At 37.2% G+C, this 20554-nt stretch carries 21 protein-coding genes and 1 tRNA gene; 6 read left to right on the top strand and 16 right to left on the bottom strand.

Annotated elements, in window-relative coordinates; translation table 11 throughout:
* Window positions 1–21: 21 nt before the first annotated feature.
* The 5 genes from ACHFIY_RS13100 to prmA form a co-directional block, all read right to left on the bottom strand.
* Window positions 22–3483, bottom strand: a complete 3462-nt coding sequence (locus ACHFIY_RS13100; RefSeq protein ID WP_410846555.1) for a T9SS type B sorting domain-containing protein — start codon at window positions 3481–3483, stop codon at window positions 22–24.
* A 915-nt stretch (window positions 3484–4398) separates the two neighbouring features.
* Window positions 4399–5103: a YdeI/OmpD-associated family protein gene (locus tag ACHFIY_RS13095; protein ID WP_410846554.1), complete on the bottom strand. Its 705-nt coding sequence runs from the start codon at window positions 5101–5103 to the stop codon at window positions 4399–4401.
* 136 nt (window positions 5104–5239) lie between these two features.
* Window positions 5240–6061 (bottom strand): M48 family metallopeptidase, encoded by an 822-nt coding sequence (locus tag ACHFIY_RS13090; RefSeq protein WP_410846553.1) that lies wholly within the window; start codon window positions 6059–6061, stop codon window positions 5240–5242.
* Between the two features lie 31 nt (window positions 6062–6092).
* Window positions 6093–6755, bottom strand: coding sequence for a glycerol-3-phosphate 1-O-acyltransferase PlsY (gene plsY / locus ACHFIY_RS13085; RefSeq protein ID WP_410846552.1), 663 nt, complete (start codon window positions 6753–6755; stop codon window positions 6093–6095).
* 75 nt (window positions 6756–6830) lie between these two features.
* Window positions 6831–7649 carry a 50S ribosomal protein L11 methyltransferase gene (gene prmA, locus ACHFIY_RS13080; RefSeq protein WP_410846551.1) on the bottom strand — a complete coding sequence of 273 codons (819 nt, stop codon included), beginning with the start codon at window positions 7647–7649 and terminating at the stop codon, window positions 6831–6833.
* A 526-nt stretch (window positions 7650–8175) separates the two neighbouring features.
* Between prmA and ACHFIY_RS13075 the strand changes: the two genes are divergently transcribed.
* A complete protein-coding gene (locus ACHFIY_RS13075) occupies window positions 8176–8580 on the top strand; it encodes a hypothetical protein (protein WP_410846550.1) in 405 nt (134 codons plus the stop codon).
* A gap of 62 nt (window positions 8581–8642) precedes the next feature.
* On the opposite strand, the gene ACHFIY_RS13070 is transcribed toward ACHFIY_RS13075, so the two are convergent.
* From ACHFIY_RS13070 to ACHFIY_RS13040, 7 genes are all read right to left on the bottom strand, one after another.
* A complete protein-coding gene (locus ACHFIY_RS13070) occupies window positions 8643–9425 on the bottom strand; it encodes a Fic family protein (protein WP_410846549.1) in 783 nt (260 codons plus the stop codon).
* Between the two features lie 11 nt (window positions 9426–9436).
* Window positions 9437–9649 (bottom strand): hypothetical protein, encoded by a 213-nt coding sequence (locus ACHFIY_RS13065; RefSeq protein ID WP_410846548.1) that lies wholly within the window; start codon window positions 9647–9649, stop codon window positions 9437–9439.
* Entirely contained in the window at window positions 9642–9938 is a 297-nt protein-coding gene (locus ACHFIY_RS13060; RefSeq protein WP_410846547.1) for a hypothetical protein, read from the bottom strand. Before ACHFIY_RS13060 ends, ACHFIY_RS13065 begins: the two co-directional genes overlap by 8 nt.
* The gene (locus ACHFIY_RS13055) at window positions 9928–10425 is read right to left on the bottom strand and encodes a hypothetical protein (protein ID WP_410846546.1); all 498 of its coding nucleotides are present in this window, start codon (window positions 10423–10425) and stop codon (window positions 9928–9930) included. The genes ACHFIY_RS13060 and ACHFIY_RS13055 overlap by 11 nt, the downstream gene beginning before the upstream one ends.
* A 271-nt stretch (window positions 10426–10696) precedes the next feature.
* Window positions 10697–11410 carry a hypothetical protein gene (locus ACHFIY_RS13050; protein WP_410846545.1) on the bottom strand — a complete coding sequence of 238 codons (714 nt, stop codon included), beginning with the start codon at window positions 11408–11410 and terminating at the stop codon, window positions 10697–10699.
* Complete coding sequence (locus tag ACHFIY_RS13045) at window positions 11400–11711, bottom strand: hypothetical protein (RefSeq protein ID WP_410846544.1); 312 nt, start codon at window positions 11709–11711, stop codon at window positions 11400–11402. The genes ACHFIY_RS13050 and ACHFIY_RS13045 overlap by 11 nt, the downstream gene beginning before the upstream one ends.
* Window positions 11712–11725: 14 nt before the next feature.
* Window positions 11726–12028 (bottom strand): helix-turn-helix transcriptional regulator, encoded by a 303-nt coding sequence (locus tag ACHFIY_RS13040; protein WP_410846543.1) that lies wholly within the window; start codon window positions 12026–12028, stop codon window positions 11726–11728.
* Window positions 12029–12096: 68 nt separating this feature from the next.
* Here ACHFIY_RS13040 and ACHFIY_RS13035 point away from each other — a divergent pair, with 68 nt between their 5' ends.
* Window positions 12097–12381 (top strand): hypothetical protein, encoded by a 285-nt coding sequence (locus ACHFIY_RS13035; protein WP_410846542.1) that lies wholly within the window; start codon window positions 12097–12099, stop codon window positions 12379–12381.
* A 121-nt stretch (window positions 12382–12502) separates the two neighbouring features.
* On the opposite strand, the gene ACHFIY_RS13030 is transcribed toward ACHFIY_RS13035, so the two are convergent.
* The 4 genes from ACHFIY_RS13030 to ACHFIY_RS13015 all read right to left on the bottom strand — a co-directional run bounded on the left by ACHFIY_RS13030 (window position 12503) and on the right by ACHFIY_RS13015 (window position 15584).
* A complete protein-coding gene (locus ACHFIY_RS13030; RefSeq protein ID WP_410846541.1) occupies window positions 12503–12988 on the bottom strand; it encodes a hypothetical protein in 486 nt (161 codons plus the stop codon).
* Window positions 12989–13028: 40 nt separating this feature from the next.
* Window positions 13029–14099: a tyrosine-type recombinase/integrase gene (locus ACHFIY_RS13025; RefSeq protein ID WP_410846540.1), complete on the bottom strand. Its 1071-nt coding sequence runs from the start codon at window positions 14097–14099 to the stop codon at window positions 13029–13031.
* A gap of 214 nt (window positions 14100–14313) precedes the next feature.
* Window positions 14314–14397: transfer RNA gene (locus tag ACHFIY_RS13020), tRNA-Leu, on the bottom strand.
* 284 nt (window positions 14398–14681) lie between these two features.
* Window positions 14682–15584 carry a nucleotidyltransferase family protein gene (locus tag ACHFIY_RS13015; protein WP_410846539.1) on the bottom strand — a complete coding sequence of 301 codons (903 nt, stop codon included), beginning with the start codon at window positions 15582–15584 and terminating at the stop codon, window positions 14682–14684.
* A gap of 80 nt (window positions 15585–15664) precedes the next feature.
* Between ACHFIY_RS13015 and ACHFIY_RS13010 the strand changes: the two genes are divergently transcribed.
* The 4 genes from ACHFIY_RS13010 to ACHFIY_RS12995 all read left to right on the top strand — a co-directional run bounded on the left by ACHFIY_RS13010 (window position 15665) and on the right by ACHFIY_RS12995 (window position 20326).
* Entirely contained in the window at window positions 15665–16552 is an 888-nt protein-coding gene (locus ACHFIY_RS13010; protein ID WP_410846538.1) for a 1-aminocyclopropane-1-carboxylate deaminase/D-cysteine desulfhydrase, read from the top strand.
* A 341-nt stretch (window positions 16553–16893) separates the two neighbouring features.
* Complete coding sequence (gene aroQ / locus ACHFIY_RS13005; protein WP_410846537.1) at window positions 16894–17319, top strand: type II 3-dehydroquinate dehydratase; 426 nt, start codon at window positions 16894–16896, stop codon at window positions 17317–17319.
* 285 nt (window positions 17320–17604) lie between these two features.
* A complete protein-coding gene (locus ACHFIY_RS13000) occupies window positions 17605–18234 on the top strand; it encodes a LysE family transporter (protein WP_410846536.1) in 630 nt (209 codons plus the stop codon).
* Window positions 18235–18883: 649 nt separating this feature from the next.
* Window positions 18884–20326 carry a hypothetical protein gene (locus ACHFIY_RS12995; RefSeq protein ID WP_410846535.1) on the top strand — a complete coding sequence of 481 codons (1443 nt, stop codon included), beginning with the start codon at window positions 18884–18886 and terminating at the stop codon, window positions 20324–20326.
* Window positions 20327–20554 lie beyond the last annotated feature (228 nt).

Here is a 20554-nt window from a genome sequence, read left to right as displayed (position 1 = left end):
TGTTACATTTTCTATTATCGCTTATCTTATCAAAACACTTATTCCCTTTGAGGACATCCATTTGTTATTGTGCAAGTATTCGAGATACCATACATAAGTACCTGTATCCTGCAATGTTCCGTTTAATGTGCCGTTCCACCCTTTATTTATATCATGGCTTTCAAATACCATATTGCCATTCCTATTATATACCCTGAAAGTTAATTGGCGAACAGAAGACCCACCTCCAAATGGCTTGAGTATCCTCACATAGCCATTATTGTTTGTACTCGTCGGTAAAAAGCCAGTAGGAACATAAAGGGTATCGCAACTGCCATCTTTAATTTCTGTAACTTCAATGTTTGTAAAACTGTCAACAGGACATCCAATACTATTGTATATTTTTATGGCATAAGTACCCGCAGCAAGATTCGGAATTGTATAGGGAACATGATACATGGTACCATTAAATTCAAACTTATAAGGTGATTCTGAACCATTAACCAATAGTTTAATGCTACCAGATTGAGGATACAAACAAGACGCCTGCTTGATCATTGTGTCAGTGGAAGGCTTTTGTCCTAATACTGCCAAGGGATGGGAGATAGTAATATTCCCACATTTAGACAATACAGAATATTGAATTGAATCCATGCCCCTACTCTTTCCAATTACTATTCCGTCCTTAACAGTAGCTATATTAGGGTAAATACTACTCCAGATGCCACCAACAGAAGTAGTAGTTAAGGTTACGGAATTGTTTATACATGCCATAGTGTCCCCCTGAATGAGACCCACTTTTCCTTCTGTATTAAGTTTTAATTGTAGGGTTGCAATACTATCACAACCTTTACTATTGGTTAAATGGGCAGAATAAGTTCCTCCCAACGAATAAGTTACACCATTGAAAGTATAGGATTTCCCTTTGCAGATACTATCTGTGGTAGTGGAGTAAGTTGTGGCATTTACACTGAATTCTTTAGTTACAATATTCGAACAGTTATTTGCATCTGTAACCGAATAGGATATTGTTGTATTGCCTGCAGCTAATCCTTTTACTATTCCGCTGGTGTTTATAGATGCCACATTGCTATTAGTGCTATTCCAAACACCGTTGTTAGTAATTTCTGTAAATGAAGTAGTACTGCCCTCACAAATTGATGAGGCGGCAACTATAGGGGCAATAGTGGGTAAGGCATTAATTGTAACTGTTGTTGTATCAGCACAGCTTCCAATTTGATAAATGAAATTAGGTTTGCCATTGTTATTACCAGGAAAGCTAGCAGTGGCAACACCAGCATTGGTTGCGCTAAGTAGACTTGTTACAATGTTATTGCTTTTAGCAAACCAGTTACCACCTATTGGAATGCCTTTTAAAAGAATGGTATCGCCAACACAAATAGATGTTGGTGTACCAGCATTAATGCCCACACCAATAAATAGGCTGTCTATATTGGTACATGCTCCTGCCGTTGTTGCTATTACCTTGTACATTCCTGTCATATCCCTTGTTAAACTATCTATTTTTATAAGTCTTCCTGTTGCAGTAAAGCCATTAGGGCCATTCCAATTATAGATGGTAGCGGTCAGGCTATCTGCAAACAGCGTGGTAGAGTCTCCAATTGAAAAACATTTGCCCTTAGTGCTTGCCATTTTAAAAGTTGTATAAAGTGGGCTTCCTGTAACATTGTTGGTAACTGTTGCATTTCCGCAGAAATCGGTAATCCGTATTCTATAGGGCTGCCCTGTTGCAAGATTACTAAAAGTATCACTTGTCTGTGGGCCTTGTAGGACAGTATTATTGATATTTGAACCCAATAATTCAAAAGAGTAGGGAGTAATACCATTTGCACCCGTTGGGATAAAAGAAACGAGGTTTGTATTAGGGCAAGGAGCCAATTGTACATTAGGAACACTTGGCAACACATATGGATACACAATAATAGTGTCCTGTTCCACTATGGTATTGTTAGGATATAAGAATTTGAGAACATTCATAGAGTTACCTATATTCTTTTTGGGATAGGTTGAAAGTAGATTGGCATAATAGGTTCCGGCAGGGAGATTTGGGGTACTCAATGTTACATCATTGGTTAATGCAACACTGTTTAAAACCTTTCCAGTAGCATCTGTAAGCTGAATGCTGGAAGATATTGAATTAGCATTGCATGAATTTACCATTAACCTAATGGTATTCGCATTAAGACAACCTGGTATTACCTCACTCGATAGTTTTGTGGAAGAAATGTTTGTTGAGTTTACCTGAAAAGAAACAGTGTCTGTAAAGCCACAGGCATCAATTACTGCAAATTGATATGTACCCACTGGTAAGTTATACAAACCCACAGAGCTGGCACTGCTTGTTGTAGAAATAGGATAAGTAATATTGGGGTTGATTAAACTTCCTGAAAACTTATTTGGTTGATAAGTAGTAGGGCCATTCAAGATTGTAAAAGTCCAGGGGGCATTTAATGTTGAGAGCGATATTGACATAGTCAGGGAACTATCCAATGTATTTACATTACATATTGTTGATTTTATTGTTGGTAATTTTGGTATAATCAAGTTTACTTTTTTTACCTGATTAACTATATACCCACATGCATCTGTTGCAATTACCCGATAATAACCAGAAGAAGGCAAATTGTTAAAAGTTATATTTTGCCCGCTAATGTTAGTTTGTGTGATGGTTTGTATGGGTGTTGCATTGGAAGTAGTATCTGAGAACAATTGAAATGTTGCGGGCATTTTTAATCCTTTGTAGCTAATATTCAAATTGGTTTGGTTGCACACCAAGGATTGTGTTGCCCAATTAAAACTATAAGTTGATACTTTAAAAGTAGTTGATTTACCACAGCTATCTGTCATTCTAACAAAGTGATTGCCATTAAATGCTTGTGTAAGTGGCACTCGGATGGTCGGATTGATACTGCTTGTATGTATGGTCATATCTGGCAAACCAACCGCGGTATTTGTATTTTTCCATATCTCATAGGTATAATTGGGTCTTTTAGTCCCAACTGTTGTCCAAGAAACATTTACATCTATGGAATCACAAACATACATATATCCATTAGATACACTATAAAGGGTATACGTTACTGGTATTGGGTCATCCAAAACAATGGTGCGGTTTTGCGAATTTCCTTTGTTATCCGTTATCTTAAAAATATAAGTTGCAGCGGTTAGTGCATCATAAGAATAGGTACTTGCAACTGTTATTGCATTTCCAATAGTAGGACTTATCATTTGAAAGGTGTAGGGGGTATATCCGCCACTGGCTGCTAGTTTTATTGAACCTGTAGACGAACCTTCACAATAAGGAAGGGTTAAAACTTCGTTGATGGTAAGTGGGGCTTGTGCATTTGCATTGACAAATAAGAATAATGAGGAGATTAAAAAAAGAAGAGAGATTATTATTCTGATGGTTTGAGTTGCATTGGAAACTTTGCCACAAGAAAAGCTACCATTTGTAATTTCTTTTGACTTTATATTTTTTTTCATTTTAATGTGCTAAGACTTTTCGAAAATAATGAGATTTATTATATTAATAGGTCTATCACCAAAACAAAGGGGCAAAGCAAAAAAAGGACACACCAGTAGCAATTGGGTTTGCATAAATGTTAAGAACCAATTTAAGCGAAGCCACGCGTTACAAACAGTGCTTTAGCAGACTGTTTAAGAACCTAATTTGACGTGTTCCAGCAGAAGGCACTTATCAATGCCTTAGCAAAGTAATTGTTTAAAGACTGCGCAGAAGCATTGAAGTTGAAGCTGAGACTATCTTGGGAATAACTTAGCGAATGGCACAAGCGGCACGCTTGCACCAGCGGGATTAAAGCAAATCAGGAGATTTGCAAACGCCACGACGTAGTCGGGAGACTCGAGCCGGGATTTTTTGAGTAATAGTGTTGCTTCCATAGGGCGAAAGGTTAACGTAGGGCATTTCCCCGCTACCGCACGAGCCAAACAATGAACATTCCTGCCGCATCGTCTGTAATTTACCTTCACCTTCATTCCTTACCCCTACCAAACCCATTTATCAAAACAAGGATTTTCTTTTTCCAATTAAAATCGCACTGCGTTTACAATTCAGTTTAGGCATACAAAATTCTTTTATCTGACAGTGTATTTACTGCATAATCCGGATTGGATTCGAACCAATGACCCTGCTGGACTATACTCAAAATGGAGTTTAACTTCCCGAAAGTTTTTAACTTTCGGGAAGTTGCTGCCTGATTTTATCCAGTTTCGATTATAAATATTAGCTTCTAGCATTTCATCCTACAAATTAATTGGATTATACTAATCCCAACCCGCCTGCAATTCAAAATTCCGTTGTAAAACCTTATTCAAAAACAAAACCCCTTGATTTGCAAAATTGCAAATCAGGGGGTTAACTATATTGTACCGTATAAATTATTTTTCCGAAGGGTTTTTCTTGCCAGCGTTTAGTTTTTCAACTACTGCATCTAGCCTGCGCTGCTTTGTTTCCTCTTTTTTTGCGCCTTCTATCCAGGAAACATACTCATTTTGATTTGTAGTGGAAAGGGAGGTGAAAAAATCTTTTGCTTGTTTGTGCTTATTAAACACTTTCTCCAACTCTACATGCGTAACTACTAAGTTTTTATCAAAATCGACTGTGGTAGCTACGGCACTAGCTTCTTTGTCTTCTACAATTGTTGCTGTCATTGTAGGTTCTTCGGGCAAAGCTATTGCTATAGGCTCTGCTTCGCAAGCTGTTTTGGTAAAACGTAGCGCATTCCAAACATTATCTATAGCTATTAACGTTACCCCTTCAAAACCGCATTGGGAAAGAAAATCCCAGCTACAATCACGATTTAGGTCGCTTACTATTTTACTGGTTTGCTTGGGGTAGGCTACCCACAGTTTGCTATTGCCATGCAGTGCTACAAACACCTCTTTCAAGATATTGTTCAACTGGTTTTGATTGATTGCAAACAATAGAGCGAAGTCTATTTTCTTAGTTCTCAGCAGGGGAGTTACGTTTTTAGCGTAAGACAACTTTGCAAATTGCTTTTCGATGGATGATGGAATACCTTGAATCAACAGGGTTTTGTCATCTTTTAACTCTAACTTTTCAAATAAACTTAGATTGGACATGCCTAAACAATTGTTTTTAGTTGATCTTAAAGAAGGGCTACAAAGATAAAAAATGTTTCCTTAGTTATTCACAATAAAAAAACTATTTCAAGTTTTAACAAGTCATTTAGATAAAATAGCTTTTTTTGGCAGCCGCTTAGCGTTGTGGCTTGTAGTATTTAGCCACTGTTTCGTCCATCATGCTTTGCAATTGGGCAATACGGTTGGCATCGCTAGGGTGTGTGCTCAAAAACTCGGGTTGTGCCTTGCCGCTATTTGCATTTTGCATCCTATTCCAAAAATTAATGGCTTCATGTGGGTCATAACCAGCCAAAGCTGTGAAAATCAAACCATATTTATCGGCTTCGTATTCGTCTTGCCTGCCAAAGGGAAGCGTTACCCCATATTGCATGCCCAACCCATAGGCACTAGCAAAAACCTGCTGTGTTTGTTGTGGTTTGTTGGCAAGAGCTACTGATAAAGCTTGCCCCCCCAATTGTTCCAGCAACTGCTGGTTCATTCTTTGCTTGCCATGATTGGCCAAAGCATGTGTTACTTCATGCCCTACAACAACCGCTAATGCGGCATCGTTTTGCGTTATTGGCAATAGGCCTGTGTAAACAACTATTTTACCTCCAGGCATACACCACGCATTTGCCTCGTTGCTTACAACCGTATTTACTTCCCAGGCATAATTGTTCAATTGTTCTGGCTGGCCAATATCTGTATAATATTTTTTTACAGCAGCAATAATGCGGTTGCTTACCCTAGTTACGGCAGCAGCGTCTTTGCTGCCACTAGATGTACTGATAACCTTGTTGGTACTTAAAAACTGCTTGTATTGGGAAGAGGCAGTTGACAATACCTCGTCGTCTGAAACAAGGCTCAACTGGCTTTTGTGTGTTAAAGCGTTGCTGGTACAGCCTATAAAACCTGCAAAAGCTACTATGGCTATTGCATAACCTAATTTCTTGTTCATAAAAAATGAGTATTTGGGCAGTAAGTTATTTTTAATTAATCCCTTGCCGTTTTTGCCTGCGCCTATCCCGGTATTTCAATATAGGCACTTTGCTTTCTGTGCCTTTTAAAATGCGCCCAATATTTTTTTGATGTGTCAATACTATCATCAATGCTACAAGCACTGCGAAAACCCTATACAATAGCTGTTGCTCATTAAAAATAAAAAGGATAAAAACCATGAACGATACTCCTGCAAGTATAGAGCTAAGCGACACAAAACGTGTAAGGTACAAGACTAAAAGAAAAACCCCCACACAGCATAGTGCTACTAATGGCTGTATGGCAACAGCCATGCCAAACAACGTAGCAACACCTTTACCACCTTTGAACTCTGCCCAAATGGGGAAAATATGACCCAGTACTGCCGCTAGCCCTAGGCCAATCATAAAGTTGGTACGCCCAAGCTCGTGTTCGCTACCCAAATACTGTGGCAAGAAAATATACAAAGAGGTGCCTATTACGCCTTTCAGCATATCGACAATCATTACAAAAGTACCCCACTTTTTACCTAGTACCCTGTAAGTATTTGTGGCTCCTGCATTGCCGCTGCCATAGTCGCGGATGTCTATATCAAAAAAATACTTGCTCACCCAAACAGATGTTGGTATGGAGCCTATTAAGTAGGAAAGGAATATCAAAACAACCTCAATCATTGTACAACGTAGTTAAAACAACAAACACAAATATAATAATTTTGAACTAAACCCTCCAACTAGATATGCCAAAAACTAGCTTTTAGCAGTAAACTGCATGGCTATCCAGTTATTTTTCTTAACTGTTTGCAGGTGGCTCCAGCCTTGCAAAGCTGCAGCAGCTAGTATATCGGCTTCATCTGTTTCCAGCAAGCCACTAAGCAATATTTTACCATTGCGAACAGCGCTTTTAGCTAATGCCTCCATATTATCCAGAATAATATTTTTATTGATATTGGCAAGCACAATATCAAAAGCACGGCCAAGGTTTGCATTGTCTGCTTTAAGAATGGTGATAGCACTGCAATTATTCGCAAGCACGTTTTCGGTGGCATTCTCTATGCACCAATCGTCATAGTCAACTGCAAGAATATTATTTGCACCTAATTTTTCAGCCAGTATTGCCAAAATGCCTGTTCCAGACCCAAAATCGAACACTGATTGGTTTTTAAAATCGATGCCATGCATCAATTGCATCATCATGAAAGTAGTGGCGTGGTGGCCAGTGCCAAAACTCATCTTAGGCGTAATTACTATTTCATGCTCCACCCCCGGGATTGTATCATGGAAACCCGCCCTTACCCCTACAAAATCATCTACTGTAATGGGTTCAAAATTACTTTCCCACAAGGCATTCCAATTTTGCTCGGGTATGGCAGCTTTTGTGTAAGCTACCCCATGCCTGTTTGTAATTAATTGTAATTCAATCTCATCAAATGAACTTTCCGTTGCAAATGCTTTCAAGCCATCTTCCACTTCTTCAAAGCCATCAAAGCCAATTTCAGACAACTCCCCTACCAGCACATCTTTCAAAATGGCATCGCCAGTATTAATCGTAATTTCTATATGCTGCATTAAAAAAGGATGTTGGCGTGATGAAAAAAAACGCTGCATGACGCCCAATTAAATCGGTGAATGCAGCTTTGCAAAGCTATTGCATTGGCAACGTTGTACAAAAAGAATAAATTTACTACTCAGGTGCAACTTTGGTTAATCTGTTACAAAGGCATATTAAATATGGTGAGTAGTAACAGGAAAATTATATGTAGTAAATTTTAGGCATAAAAAAACCCGCTATAAAAGCGGGTTGTGTGCCCAGAACAGGAATGATACTATTTTTTAAAACCCTTGCTATCATTGAGTTTTAACGTTGTGTTATATTTTCAAGTAACAATAGGGTAACACAAATTGAGAAAATGAGAGAAAAGAGGGTGTTTTTTTGCCTTTGGATAAATTGAAGGTAACCCAAAAATAGCAAAAGAAATAGTTTAAATATTGACTTTGCCAGTTGTAGTTTCAATGTAATTTAATTATTGAAGTAACTAAAGAACAAGATTGATTATTTATAAATTACGATTACATTTGAAGTTAAAAAATGCTTATGAAAAACCAAATGTACTTATTCGTCTTTTGTCTTATATTAATTAGTTGCTCCAGTAACTCTTTAGAAGATAGGGCTAAGAAATTCATGAAAGATAGTATTGTGGTTAATTTTAAAGACCCGTCCTCTTACCAATTAATATCGCTCAAAATAGATACTTTTAGGATTAAGGATCATATTGAAAATATTAAAACTAGTTTATTAGATAGCTCCCTTACTAAATTATTGGGGGATTCACTAGATAAAAAACACCTAACAGAACTTTCAAAACTTAATCAAGATAGTATTGAAAACCTACAGATAAATGTAAGGTATTCTGCAAAGAATAGTTTTAATGCAACTATACAGGATGGATTAACTTTCTTTTATTATCCCCAAACGAATAGGTTTATTAATCCTAATTAACCCAGACTTGAATTGCTTGCAACAAATCTTTCCCCATTATAATCTTGCTTTTTCTAAATTTATTATAAGTTCACATTATTAGTCATAAGTGATAAACTTTCTAAAAAGAAAAACAACGAACTATAAATCTTTTCATCTTCAGTTCCTCTAAATCTTTGCGATTGAAAGTAACTGGTTAGGTAACGCCCCCTATCTCTCTCAATTGCTTTTTCATAAGAAGCGAACCCTGCAAATTCATATCCATTCCTCAATAAAAGGAGCGTAGTTAAAACCCTCGATAACCTTCCATTGCCATCAGGAAAGGGATGAATAGATACAAACTCATAGATGAAAAGATGAATTAATAGTAAAGGGTGTATCTGCTTATCTTCAATAGCTGTATTATACCATTTTACAAGTAAACCCATGTGCTTAGAAACATAGCTTGCTTGTGTTACTGGTACAAAATAAACTTTACCGTTTCCTGAATCTGTTATGGTTACTACAATATTTTCTCTCTTGTATGATCCAAATTTTGAACCTTTGGGGCAATGCTTGAATAAGCTTTGATGTATCTCTTTAATTAATTCCTCGCTTATACTTTTCGGCTCTGCTGCGAACTTATTTAGAGTGTCATAGTAAGATTTGTTTTCGGCTTCCGTCCTTACTGCCTTTCCGGCAAATTTTGCAACAGGCTGTTTGATATTTGGCAAATGCCCCCAGGTGTATTGTTGTTTAAAACCGCAGGCTTCTTTTTGCCTATCAATATTGTTTACTGCAAATTGTACCTGCAAATTTACCATCTGGCTAAAAACAAGCTTTGAAGACAGCAACCCTGCATCAAATTTATTTGTATAAAAGTTCATATTTATTTCTACTAATTATTTAGGTTAAGTGTTATGTGAATGGTTTTGTCTTCTCCGAAACGCTGCTTGTATTCATCCAAAGAGATTTCCTCCCCTGTATGTTGGTTTGTGTAGGCTTCATTATCTACAAACCAAATTTCATAGGTTGTAGGTACTATTTCGCTTATTGAACGCTCACCCCTTGCAATCCCTTTTAATAGATCAATCTTTTGTTTTCTAGTCATTGTTGCTTTTTTTTAATTGATTAATAATCTCGTCCAGTTGCTCGTCTGTCATTTTTGCGAAGTCGGCTGTTAGGCTTGTAGCCTGGAGAGTTGGCAAAGTATATTTTAGTAACTTTTCAAACATTACTATCCTATCCTTTGGCTCTAATGCTTTAAAATCTGCCTCCATCTGCTCACGGTTGTTGTTGATAAATTTATTTATCCATTCCCTTAAATTGCCTGTTACTTTATTGGGCTTTCCTTTTGGTCGGCCTGTTTTGTTGCCGCTTTCGCCCTGTTTAAATGCCATAAGATTGTATTTTATTGTTGTTTTCAATAAGTTGTTTGTACCAATGTATAAAGCTTGCCATGTCCTCGGCTACATAATAAATGCCGCCTGCACTCTCTACCCTCTCACGCTCCTGGTTCTGTTCCTTGCTCATTCTGTCTTTGGTAGCCTTGCACTTAACTTCTATTGAAATGTGCCTGCCATTGATTATGCTATGAATGTCCGCTACCACCTTGCGTGTAGATGAAGGCGTGTAAACCATTTTGCCATTTATCCGCCTACTTATGCCCATGCAATTGATACGGTTAGCATAGTGCTTGCTGAACTTCAAAAAGTCCAGTATAGCAACCGTAAGCCCGTTGGTAGTGGTATCGTTGTAAGGCTTCACATTCATTGTGCTGCCCCCTGATGCTTCGTAGGCAGCCGGGTATTCTGTTTTTAGGTGCTTGTGCTTTAGTTCAACCATTGTTTTATGCCAATCCATTTCCCCTAATTTTATTGCTGCCATTTTTTCTTTTTTGCGGGTCCGGTAATTTTTTCTTTTTCCCTTTCTTTAAGCCAAAATACCTAACCCTTTTTTTTTAATGCTTTTACTTTTTTTTCTATTAAGCCAATCAATATTTTTTTTGGTGCTTAATCTTTCAACATCTTTTTTTAAAACCTTTTTTTAAAACCTTTATTAAATACCTTTTTATAGGTCGTGTATTAGTACTTGTAGTAGTACAAAAGAAATATTGAATATGTCAAAACCCTTTTTTATAGGTCGTGTTATGCCCGTGCTATGGTCGTGTGTTGGTCGTGCTGCCATTCAAACGCTTTAAAGCCTTGGCCAATGCCTTTTTTTCAGCCTCTTTTTGTAGTTTATCCTTTGTGGATTTCCGCCGCTTTTCTGCCTCGAAAATCAAATCTTCTAACTGCAATGAGAAAGAAACATAAAAGCCCCGGGTATATCGGGAATAGTGTTTTAATCCCCAATTCAATACCAATTCATTTTTAATCTTGGCTAACTGGTACTCGTTACCAAATTTCCTTACCTCAATAGATAACAAGAAAATATCTTCAATGCTTTTTGCCTTGCCATCCATCCTGGATAGGATAAAACGATTATCTATCTTGCAGTAGGGCTTATTTTGTATTATGCTTTTGAGTGCCAAAAAAGCCAATAAACAAGCCTTTTCAAAGTCGCTCTTATCTTGCTTGAAATACTGCCAAAACAACTTTAAGCCTATACCCACCTTTGGCGAATTGCACGGGGCTTGTTCATAAAGTTGCTTGCCAATAGCAAGTGGGTTGGCTAAGTCGCTTTGTGTATTCTTGCCATAGGAAATATTGAAATAACCGATTGCTTCCTTAAAGCTGCATTTGTTTTTAAGGCTGTACTCATAACAAGCATATTTGCTCACATTAGACAAACTGCTGCTGCTGTCAACCATAAATCCATCGTAAAGCTGTATAGGGGCGTTAAAATACCTCTCCGTGCTGTCATTTGCCATCTTCAAAGAGGTTTATCTGTGGTGAAAGATTAGGGGCTTTGGCAGGGTCTGTAGTTAAGTAAAATGCCTTAAACCCTGTTTTCTTACAAACTGTTTTCTTAATTTCCCACAACTTGCCCGCCTTTTCAAGGTCTCGTTTATATCTTGTGACGCATTTTTGAGGTACGCCTGTTGCATCTGTTACCATTGAAGCTGTTGCAACGTTCTTTTGCAAATACCCAAATATGGTTTGTAGTTGAGTAAAGTGTGTATTAACCTTGGGGCTGTTGTTATTCTTATCCCCTATATTATGTTGCTGCATAGTATTGGGGATTTTTATTTGTGAGTAGTTGCATAGGTTGCTGCCTCAATTTGCTTTTCCTTTAGGCTGGTGCTGGCATTGCCCAACATCCAATTTTCTAACTTTTCACGGTCAAAAAAAATCTTTCGACCGTTTGGCTTGCTAAATGGCAAAATTCCCGCACTTGTCATTTTATAGACATAGCTTTTCTTGTACCCTAATAACTCACATGCTTGCTTGAGTGATAAAACTTTGCTTTCCATAATATGTAGGATTTGTTTAGTTATCCTACTTGTAGATATTACTCCCCTAAATCTGTTTTCCTCAAATAGCCTCAAATACGAAAATTAACGACACTAAAAGCTATGTATGTCAATACAGGTAAAGGTTTAAAATACTATTATATTTGTATACAAATAAATTGCAAGTGCAAAAAAAAGGACGTCCGAAAAAGAAAAATGCAGTAAAGGCGGGGGAATTAAAAGGCACTCTTTGCCGATTTTCATTTATTGTAGAAAAGAAGATTGCTGCACAGATTAAAGTAAATGCAAAGAATAGTGGGCTTACTATTAAGGATTTTATGAATAAAATATTATCTAGTAACTTGGGGAAAGTCGAAATCGAAAACAATAAGAATAAAAGAATAACAGGAAATGATGCAAAATTGAAAGAATATCTTAAAAAGGAATGATTAAAATGTAGTCTTGGGGCCTTTAAATTGGTGAATAAAAATGATTAAGTAAAGGCGCAACGGTAATTATTCAAACAATTACCGTTGCGCTAAGTATTAGTTAGTTTTATTTAATGATTGATTAAGCGGCTTTTTTAATTTCTTCACCCAGTGCCCATTTATATTCTACATGCATTTCACAAACAGACATTAGAACACCGATCATCGCAAAATGCCTGGTTGCAGTTTCGGTATAGGGGCTGTATTTAGTGTAAGATTGCATTGTACCTTGACTAATTATGTTAAGGCATTCAGGATCACAAAAATGAAAAGCATAGACAATTCCTTTTCTCAATACTTCAATCCTTTCGGTTTTACCTTTACATTTAATTAGTGGCACTAATACGTCACTACCAATTATTGCAATAAAATTGGCCGCACTAGTTGCATCCCTTGTAGGGTTGCATTTCTGCCACTCTACGAGCTCAAGCATTGTGTTCCCCAACCACTCTGCTAAATCACTGGTTGTTACTCTTTTTTCAAAATACTCTGCCATTAAGGCAATTTGTTTTTTTGTTTGTTCCATTTTCTTTTGTTTTAATTTTAAAAATGCTGTTATTGCTGCCATTGTCTCCTTTAGATATTGGCTTCGGGCTGTATTATTGGGTTTAAAATTCAATATTTATTTTATCAGTTGCTGTCCGCTTCATTTCCTCGGAGGCAGTAATATAGCGTTGCGTGTGGGTGGTTGTAGTATGCCCCATAAGTTTAGAGGTTGTTAAAATATCAACTTCATTAAATATTAAGTTAGTGCCGAAAGAGTGCCGCCCGTTGTGCCATGTAATGGCTTTGCTTATTCCGGCACGTTTTACCCATGCTTTTATGGTCTTGTTTGCCCCGTTTGCCGTTGGTAGTTTAAATACTAAATCTTCGCTTTTTTGTGGATCACTTACTAATTTTATGGCACTATCGTTTAGGGGAACGGTTATACTCTTTCCTGTTTTACTTTGTTTAAATGTCATTTGCCTATCCTTTATTTTAAGGCTTTCCCACTTCAAAGCCTTTACATCACAAAATCTTAATCCTGTCAGGCAACTAAAAAGAAAGGCATTTTTTACGGTTGCACTCCCTGAAGGTGTTGTATTTAATAGCTTTATTTCTTCAATGGTTAAGGCATCTTTCTTTTTTGCTTCACCTTTTACTTTTATTTCTACTAAGTCCAAAACATTTGTTTTCATTAATTTTTTACGATAAGCATTTTTTATCATTTTTTGAAAACGTCTGTAATAACTTCTTGCCCCTTCGCCAATGCTTGTAGCTTCTAAGTATTCAATAAAACCCTCAATTAGTAAAGCATCCAAATTGCTAAAGGTTAAATCAGGCTTGTTTATCTTTTTAAGGTAAGTAATGAAGCGATTTGTTACGCCTTGCATATTCCTAATGTCTTTCTTATCATAGCTTTTAATATAGGATTGCATCCATGTAGTAACAAGTGTATTATTGCCCGCATCCGTTACCATGTTGTAATTATTGGCCTCAAGTTGTGCTGCCCTCTCTATTGCTATCTTTTGGGCTAATTGCAGATTAGTTTTATTTGCTTCACGGTCTGCAAGGTTTGAAGGCTTAGCAAGTTGCAAATGTTTTAGGGTTTCAACTTTCCTTTGCCCGTTGTGGTAAATGTCCAGTCTTAGGGTTGTTGTACCGTCTGCATTTTTACGCTTCCTTAATGTTACACTCATAACCTTTGTTTTACTTTAGTTATCGTTTTCTTTCTCAAAGGTATGATTTTTTAATATCCGTGTTACTTGCTAAAACTACTCAAGTAACAAAGGAGTAACAAAAATTGAGAAACAAAGCGATAATTAAAAGAAACAAAAAGAAAGCTAAAACGCTGAAACCCTTGTAAACATTGAGTTTTAGGCATAAAAAAACCCGCTAAAAAAGCGGGTTGTGTGCCCAGAACAGGAATCGAACCTGCACATCCTTGCGAACGGCAGATTTTGAGTCTGCTGCGTCTACCAATTCCGCCATCTGGGCCTACCTTTCTTCGCAATTGGGCTGCAAATATAGGGGTAAAATCATTGAATAGCCAATTTTTTAATCATTTATTTTTTTCCTGCAGATGCTAAAAAATAAGTATCGCTACTCAGGCGCAATTTTGGTTAATTTACCACGAAGTCACGAATACACAAAGAGGCACAAAGTTTTAAGTGAATAATAAATATAAAGCATAAACTATATTTATCTTTCTATTTCCCTAGTGCTACTTTACGCGTTCGTAACTCTGCGGCACTAAATGATATGGCACTAAGCAGGCACTTTTATGCACCCCACAAACTAGCTGGGTATTCGCCGTTTGCAATCAACTTGTGCAGGCTTTCCCTAACGCCAGGTGCATCTTCCTTGTAAGTAACCCCAAACCACTTGGCACTTGTAGGTATCACCTCAATGCTACCAAGTTTACTTTTGATAAACTGGTCGGCCGTTTTAGGGATAAAAAACTCCGATTTCGGGGTATTGATTTGTGTGTCTAAGAACTGTTCAAACAATTTTTCAGCAAAAGGGATAAAGCTAGAACCTAAGCAATAAAAGTTCATGCTTACTTGTGTATCAGGGGCTAGCTCGGTTGTTTTGCCATCTTCTTCATACACAATTACCCCATCCTTAGGATAAATATTGGTGCGCTCGTCTATACCCACTAGGTTGCCTGCTTCGTCTATCTTGCAAACCCCACGGCTCACACTGCCATTTTCGCTAAGTGTATTTACAAGGCTGTAGCCAATCAAGGCATACAAGTCATCAGCACATTTAGTGTTTAAAAAAGCTGCAGCTTTTTCAAAACCATCCTTGCCATAAAAATCGTCAGCATTTATTACTGCAAATGGCTCTTTCAAAACATCTTTGCAGCACAACAAAGCATGGGCAGTGCCCCAAGGCTTTGTTCTGTCGGCAGGGATAGTCCTGTTGCCAATAAAGGCATCTAATTTTTGGTAAACGTATTCTGTTTTAATTTTACCAGCCAGTTTAGGCTCAAAAACACTTTTGAAGCTTTCAGCAAAATCTTCCCTTATAATAAACACTACCTTGCCAAAACCAGCCTTGATGGCATCGTAGATGGAATAATCCATAATGGTTTCATTATGGGGGCCAAAGCCCTCTACTTGTTTCATACCTCCGTACCTGCTTGCCATGCCGGCAGCTAAAATTACCAAAGTTGGTTGCATCCTTTTATATTTATTTTTACAAAAAACAATTAAATACCAATCAGCCGTTAATAAATTTATTTTCCTAAATGTTAATAAACTTGCCCGACAAACATAAAGTATTTATTCAAAAAAATACATTTACCAGCACACAAAAAAATATAGAAATAAATGTATTGCGTTTGGATGTAATGAGTGCTATAATAAGTGGTAACAAGTTTTTCAAGCTGCAACTGCCAATAGCAACTGCTTTGGCGGAAGGATATGGCACAGTTGCTACATTCGGCGGGGCTTATTCAAACCATATCGTTGCCACTGCTGGCTATTGCAAGCTAAAAGGTTTAAAAAGCATTGGCTTCATCAGGGGTGAGGAGCCTGCAATTTGGAGCAAAACAATGAAGGATGCACAAGAATTGGGCATGGAGTTTCGGTTTGTTACAAGAGCTGTATATAAAGATAAAGCAGCTATACAAAAAACATGGCAGCATGAGCAATACTACTGGGTAAATGAAGGCGGCTATGGAAAGCTAGGTGCAGAGGGGGTAAAAGATATGTATGAATGGATTGATGAAAGCTATACACATATAATGTGTGCCTTGGGAACTGGCACGATGATGGCTGGCTTGATAAAAGGGGCATTGCCCCATCAGAAAGTTATAGGCATTAGTGTTTTAAAAGGGCATGGCACATTGCAGGATCAAGTAAAAGGCTTGCTCACTGAAAGTGAAAAGCTAAAACAGTATTATTTAGTACAGGGGTATCATTTTGGGGGCTATGCAAAGCATCCTGAAAGACTGATAAACTGGATGAATAAGTTGTACGAACACCAGCAATTGCCCAGTGATATTGTTTATACTTCCAAGCTTTTTTTTGCGGTGGAAGACTTGCTTCAAAAAGGATATTTTGAAGCTGGCAGCAAAATAATGGTTATCCATAGCGGGGGGCTACAGGGCAATTCATCGCTTGCTGAAGGGGTGCTGCAATTTTGACCACTGATTTAATGAATTGTACAGCCCTAGGTGTTTTTTTTTGCCACAAAGCCATCAAGACCCAAAGAGGCACAAAGTTTTAAGTGAAGAAGGAAAGGAAAAAGAAGAAAAGTTATGTTATCAAAACCTTTTAACCTTCGTGTTTCTTCGTGTTTTTGTGCCTTTGTGGCTAAAAAACATATTCGCAGGGAGAGTAGTAGTACGAAATAATAAATTGCCCTTTCTTTTCCTTTCCTAGTTTAAAGCAAGCCCAATTACCTAATATTGCGTGCTGCACGGGCAGGTAGGCAAAGCCTTGCATGTTTTCATTTCACTAAATAATACTTTCAATATTTTCTTCTATGAAAATAGCAATTGTAAATGGCCCCAACCTCAATTTGTTAGGCACTAGGGAGCCAGGCATATACGGCTCTCAGACATTCGAGGCGTTTTACTCGCAGTTAAAACAAGTATTCCCTTCTGTAGAACTTAGTTATTATCAAAGCAATGTAGAAGGGGAGTTGATTAACCAACTGCAATTGTTTGCCCACAATTGGGATGGTATTGTGCTAAACCCAGGTGGCTATACGCATACTTCCGTTGCCATTGGCGATTGTATAGCCGCAAGTTCCACCCCTGTTATAGAAGTGCATATCAGCAACGTACATGCCCGGGAAGATTTCAGGAAAATATCCCACGTGTCTGCTGTTTGCAAAGGTTCTATCATTGGCTTGGGCTTAAAAGGTTACGAATTGGCTATACAGTGGCTGATTTCTTACTACAAATAAAGATACTACTCAAGTGCAAGTTTGGTTAATCTGCCACGAAGGCACTAAGCAGAATTAGGAATTATAAATTAAGAATTAGGAATTGAAGTTGTATATTTAAAATCTTTGTTTATAACTCAAGTACAATTTTAGTTAATCTGCCACGAAGCCATGAAGACTCAAAGAAGCACAAAGTTTTAAGAAGAAAAAGAAAAGAATTATGCTATCAATAGCTTTTACACTTAGAGTTCCTTCATGCCTACAAAATAATTTAAAACTCAAAATTTAAAACTCAAAATAATTTAAATGTGGGCTTTAATATTCGTTGTCATTGCAGGTTGGTTGCTTAGTTTGTTTGGCCAACTGCCTTTAGGGAGCATGAGCATTACGGCTACGCAAATAAGGGTAAGGGAGGGTTTGAAACCTGCCCTAATGTATGCCTGGGGTGTGGCTTTGGTAGAAATGGTGTACCTGCGGGTATCCCTTTCTGGCATAGACCTTATTTACCAGCACCCTACCATTTTTACTGCCATTGGCTGGGCGGCGGTCATCCTGTTTTTTTCATTGGGGGTAATGAGCATCAGGAGTGCCATTATCCACCCGCCCGAAAGAAAAAACCCAGTGCTGGAAAACAAGATAAACCGTTTTGTGCTAGGCGCCAGCCTTAGTGCCATGAACCCTGCACAAATACCTTTTTGGCTGTTGTGGGGCAGCTATATGCTGGAATGGAAAGTGTTGCGGCCTGTAACTTTCGAGTACAATTTATTTACAATAGGTGCTGGCATTGGCACGGTTACTGGCTTGCTGGTGTATATATATGGCGGCAACTATATCATCAACAAGCTAAACGTTAGCAACAAATCCTTGAACATTACCATGGGCATTATCTTTTTTATTGGTAGCATGTTGCAGTTGTGGCGGATGGTGGTGAGATAGTCGTAAGTGGTAAGTAATAAGTGCAGCATCCCGAAAGTTTAAACTTTCGGGAAATTTGAACAAATAGCCACCCTGCAACAACAATTGGCCGATACCCAAAAGGAAAATACACGATTGAATGAGATTTTGAGGAGGTGAGGGAAGGAAAATTATTTCTAAGCAGCTTATGAAATATGTGGCAATACTGCTACTTTTAAGTGGATTGATGCAATTGAGTTGCGGAAATTTATGAGTTGTGTGCAACCCGTGTGCAACAGTCAGCATTAGGTTTAAAACCCACGGCTCTGGTGAGCGATGTCAAAATTAAAACTACTGAACCAAACACTGTCTTTAGCTAATTGGCTAAAGCAAAAGTGCATTTATTGTGCTAAAACCTTTCATCCTACTTAGTACAGTGTAAACTAAATAAACTTAAAAAATAAAGTACTTGATTTTTGTCGGAGGCTAGCTCCCTCTCCTTTGGAGAGGGTTGGGGAGGTCTAGCAAAACATAAAATATTTAGTTTACACTGTACTTAGTTTAATTTCTTCGATTAGCCTTAGAATAGTGTAAATTAATATTTTAAATACTTAAAAGTGTGGCTGTCACTTTGTAAAAAGAGCTACGGGAATGCCAAAAACGGAATAGAGTAGGCAAAAATTTTTATGGTATGAAAGAAAAAAAAGTAACAAATATGCTTTTTCCAAAAAGTTTAAGAAAAGCTATCCCTATTGCACTAATTATCAGTATTGTTTTTTCATCTTTGCAGTCTAAAGCACAATTATTGAATGATATAAAAAAGAAAGCTAAAGAAGTGCAAGACGCAGCAAAACAAGTAAAAAGCACTGTAAAAGAAGTTACTGGAACTGTTTCGACTCCAAAAGAAACAACCAATGCAAAACCAACAGAGACTAAACCTCAAACTACAAAGCCCGAAACAAATAAGTCTGAAACTAAAATATATGTTCCAGAAATGAGAAAGTATAATGCTCCAACCACCACACGACCCCTATTGTCAGAATTAAAAGATGAAAAAGATATTATAGTTACGACTGTTGAACCAAACACCACAAAAGTTGAAATAGCTAAAAACTTAATATTATATATAAAGGGCAAATATCCAACTGGATACAAACCAAATTGGAAATGTGTTTGGTCTCCAGATAATATTGTCTTTAAAGCAGAAAACAATGTTGTTAAACGTCCCATTTTTAACACTGATAATTTAAAAGCAAATATTGCTGCCATTGAAAATAAAGCTATCGTTTTTTTCGATGGTGGTATTTCTGATATTATAATACCAAATGGTGTTGCTATTATAAATGAACAACCTCAAACATTTAAATTAGATAATTTTAGAAATTTTAAAGATGGACAACCATATAGGCAAAAAAATCCTTTTTTTAAAGGAGGTTGGGTAGGGGTAATAACTTTATCAAGTAAACCTAATGGAGATATAATAATGAGTTTGAAAATTGATGGTTATGGTGATAATAGAACCAAAGGTAGGTATCTTTCCTACGGATGGTCTGTTGAAAATTATCTTTTGCAAAATCAAACTACCCCTGAAAATGCGTTTGCCGATATAAAAGAAAAAAGAGATGCAAAAGTTCGCGATTCATTAAATGCCATTCAAATGGCAAAAGAAGCTGAGGCAGAAAGAATTGCTTTTGAGAAACAAATAAAAAATTCTTATCAAGATGTAATGAAAGTACAGAATGCGGCTCAATATAGTTTTAATTTTTCATGCTTAAAGATTGAAAATGAATCTTACACTACTCCTGGATATTCGCAATCATATCAGCAAGAGATAATTGCCACAAATGGTAACACATTAGGATACGAAACTAAATATAGATGGAAACCTGGATATAGTACAATTAAGGAAGGGTACAAGAATACTTGTAATAACCCAATTATCATAAGGGGAATAAAGAAGTTACAAAGTCCTAGTGGTACGATTTATTATGAAGATGCATCTATTCAATTAGAATCAGGTAAAATGACAGATGGCATTTTGAAAATAGAAGATTATTATAATAAAGCTACATCTGAAATTGGGTCAACTCATTACTACAAAAATAAGTTAGGGGGTACTGCTATTAAAAAATAAGAGTGTTAATTAAAAATTTATGTGGCAACTTACCCGCTAACACACTTGACTAAAAAAGAGATGCTACCCCATGTTTGTAACGTGTAGCTTTGATAGGTGGTTGATAAAGTGCAGGATGTTTGAAAATAAAAGGGTTTAAATCGTAGTGAAGCCACCGCCAAAGGCGTGCGTTAGTGGAGAATTTAGGTCTTCATTTCGCACTACACTGTTTTTTTCTTTTCATTTAAT

The organism is Parasediminibacterium schistidii, assembly GCF_046546515.1.
Lineage (GTDB): Bacteria > Bacteroidota > Bacteroidia > Chitinophagales > Chitinophagaceae > Parasediminibacterium.
Note: the sequence above shows the minus strand (reverse complement) of the source record. Positions and strands in the feature narration are given on the sequence as shown.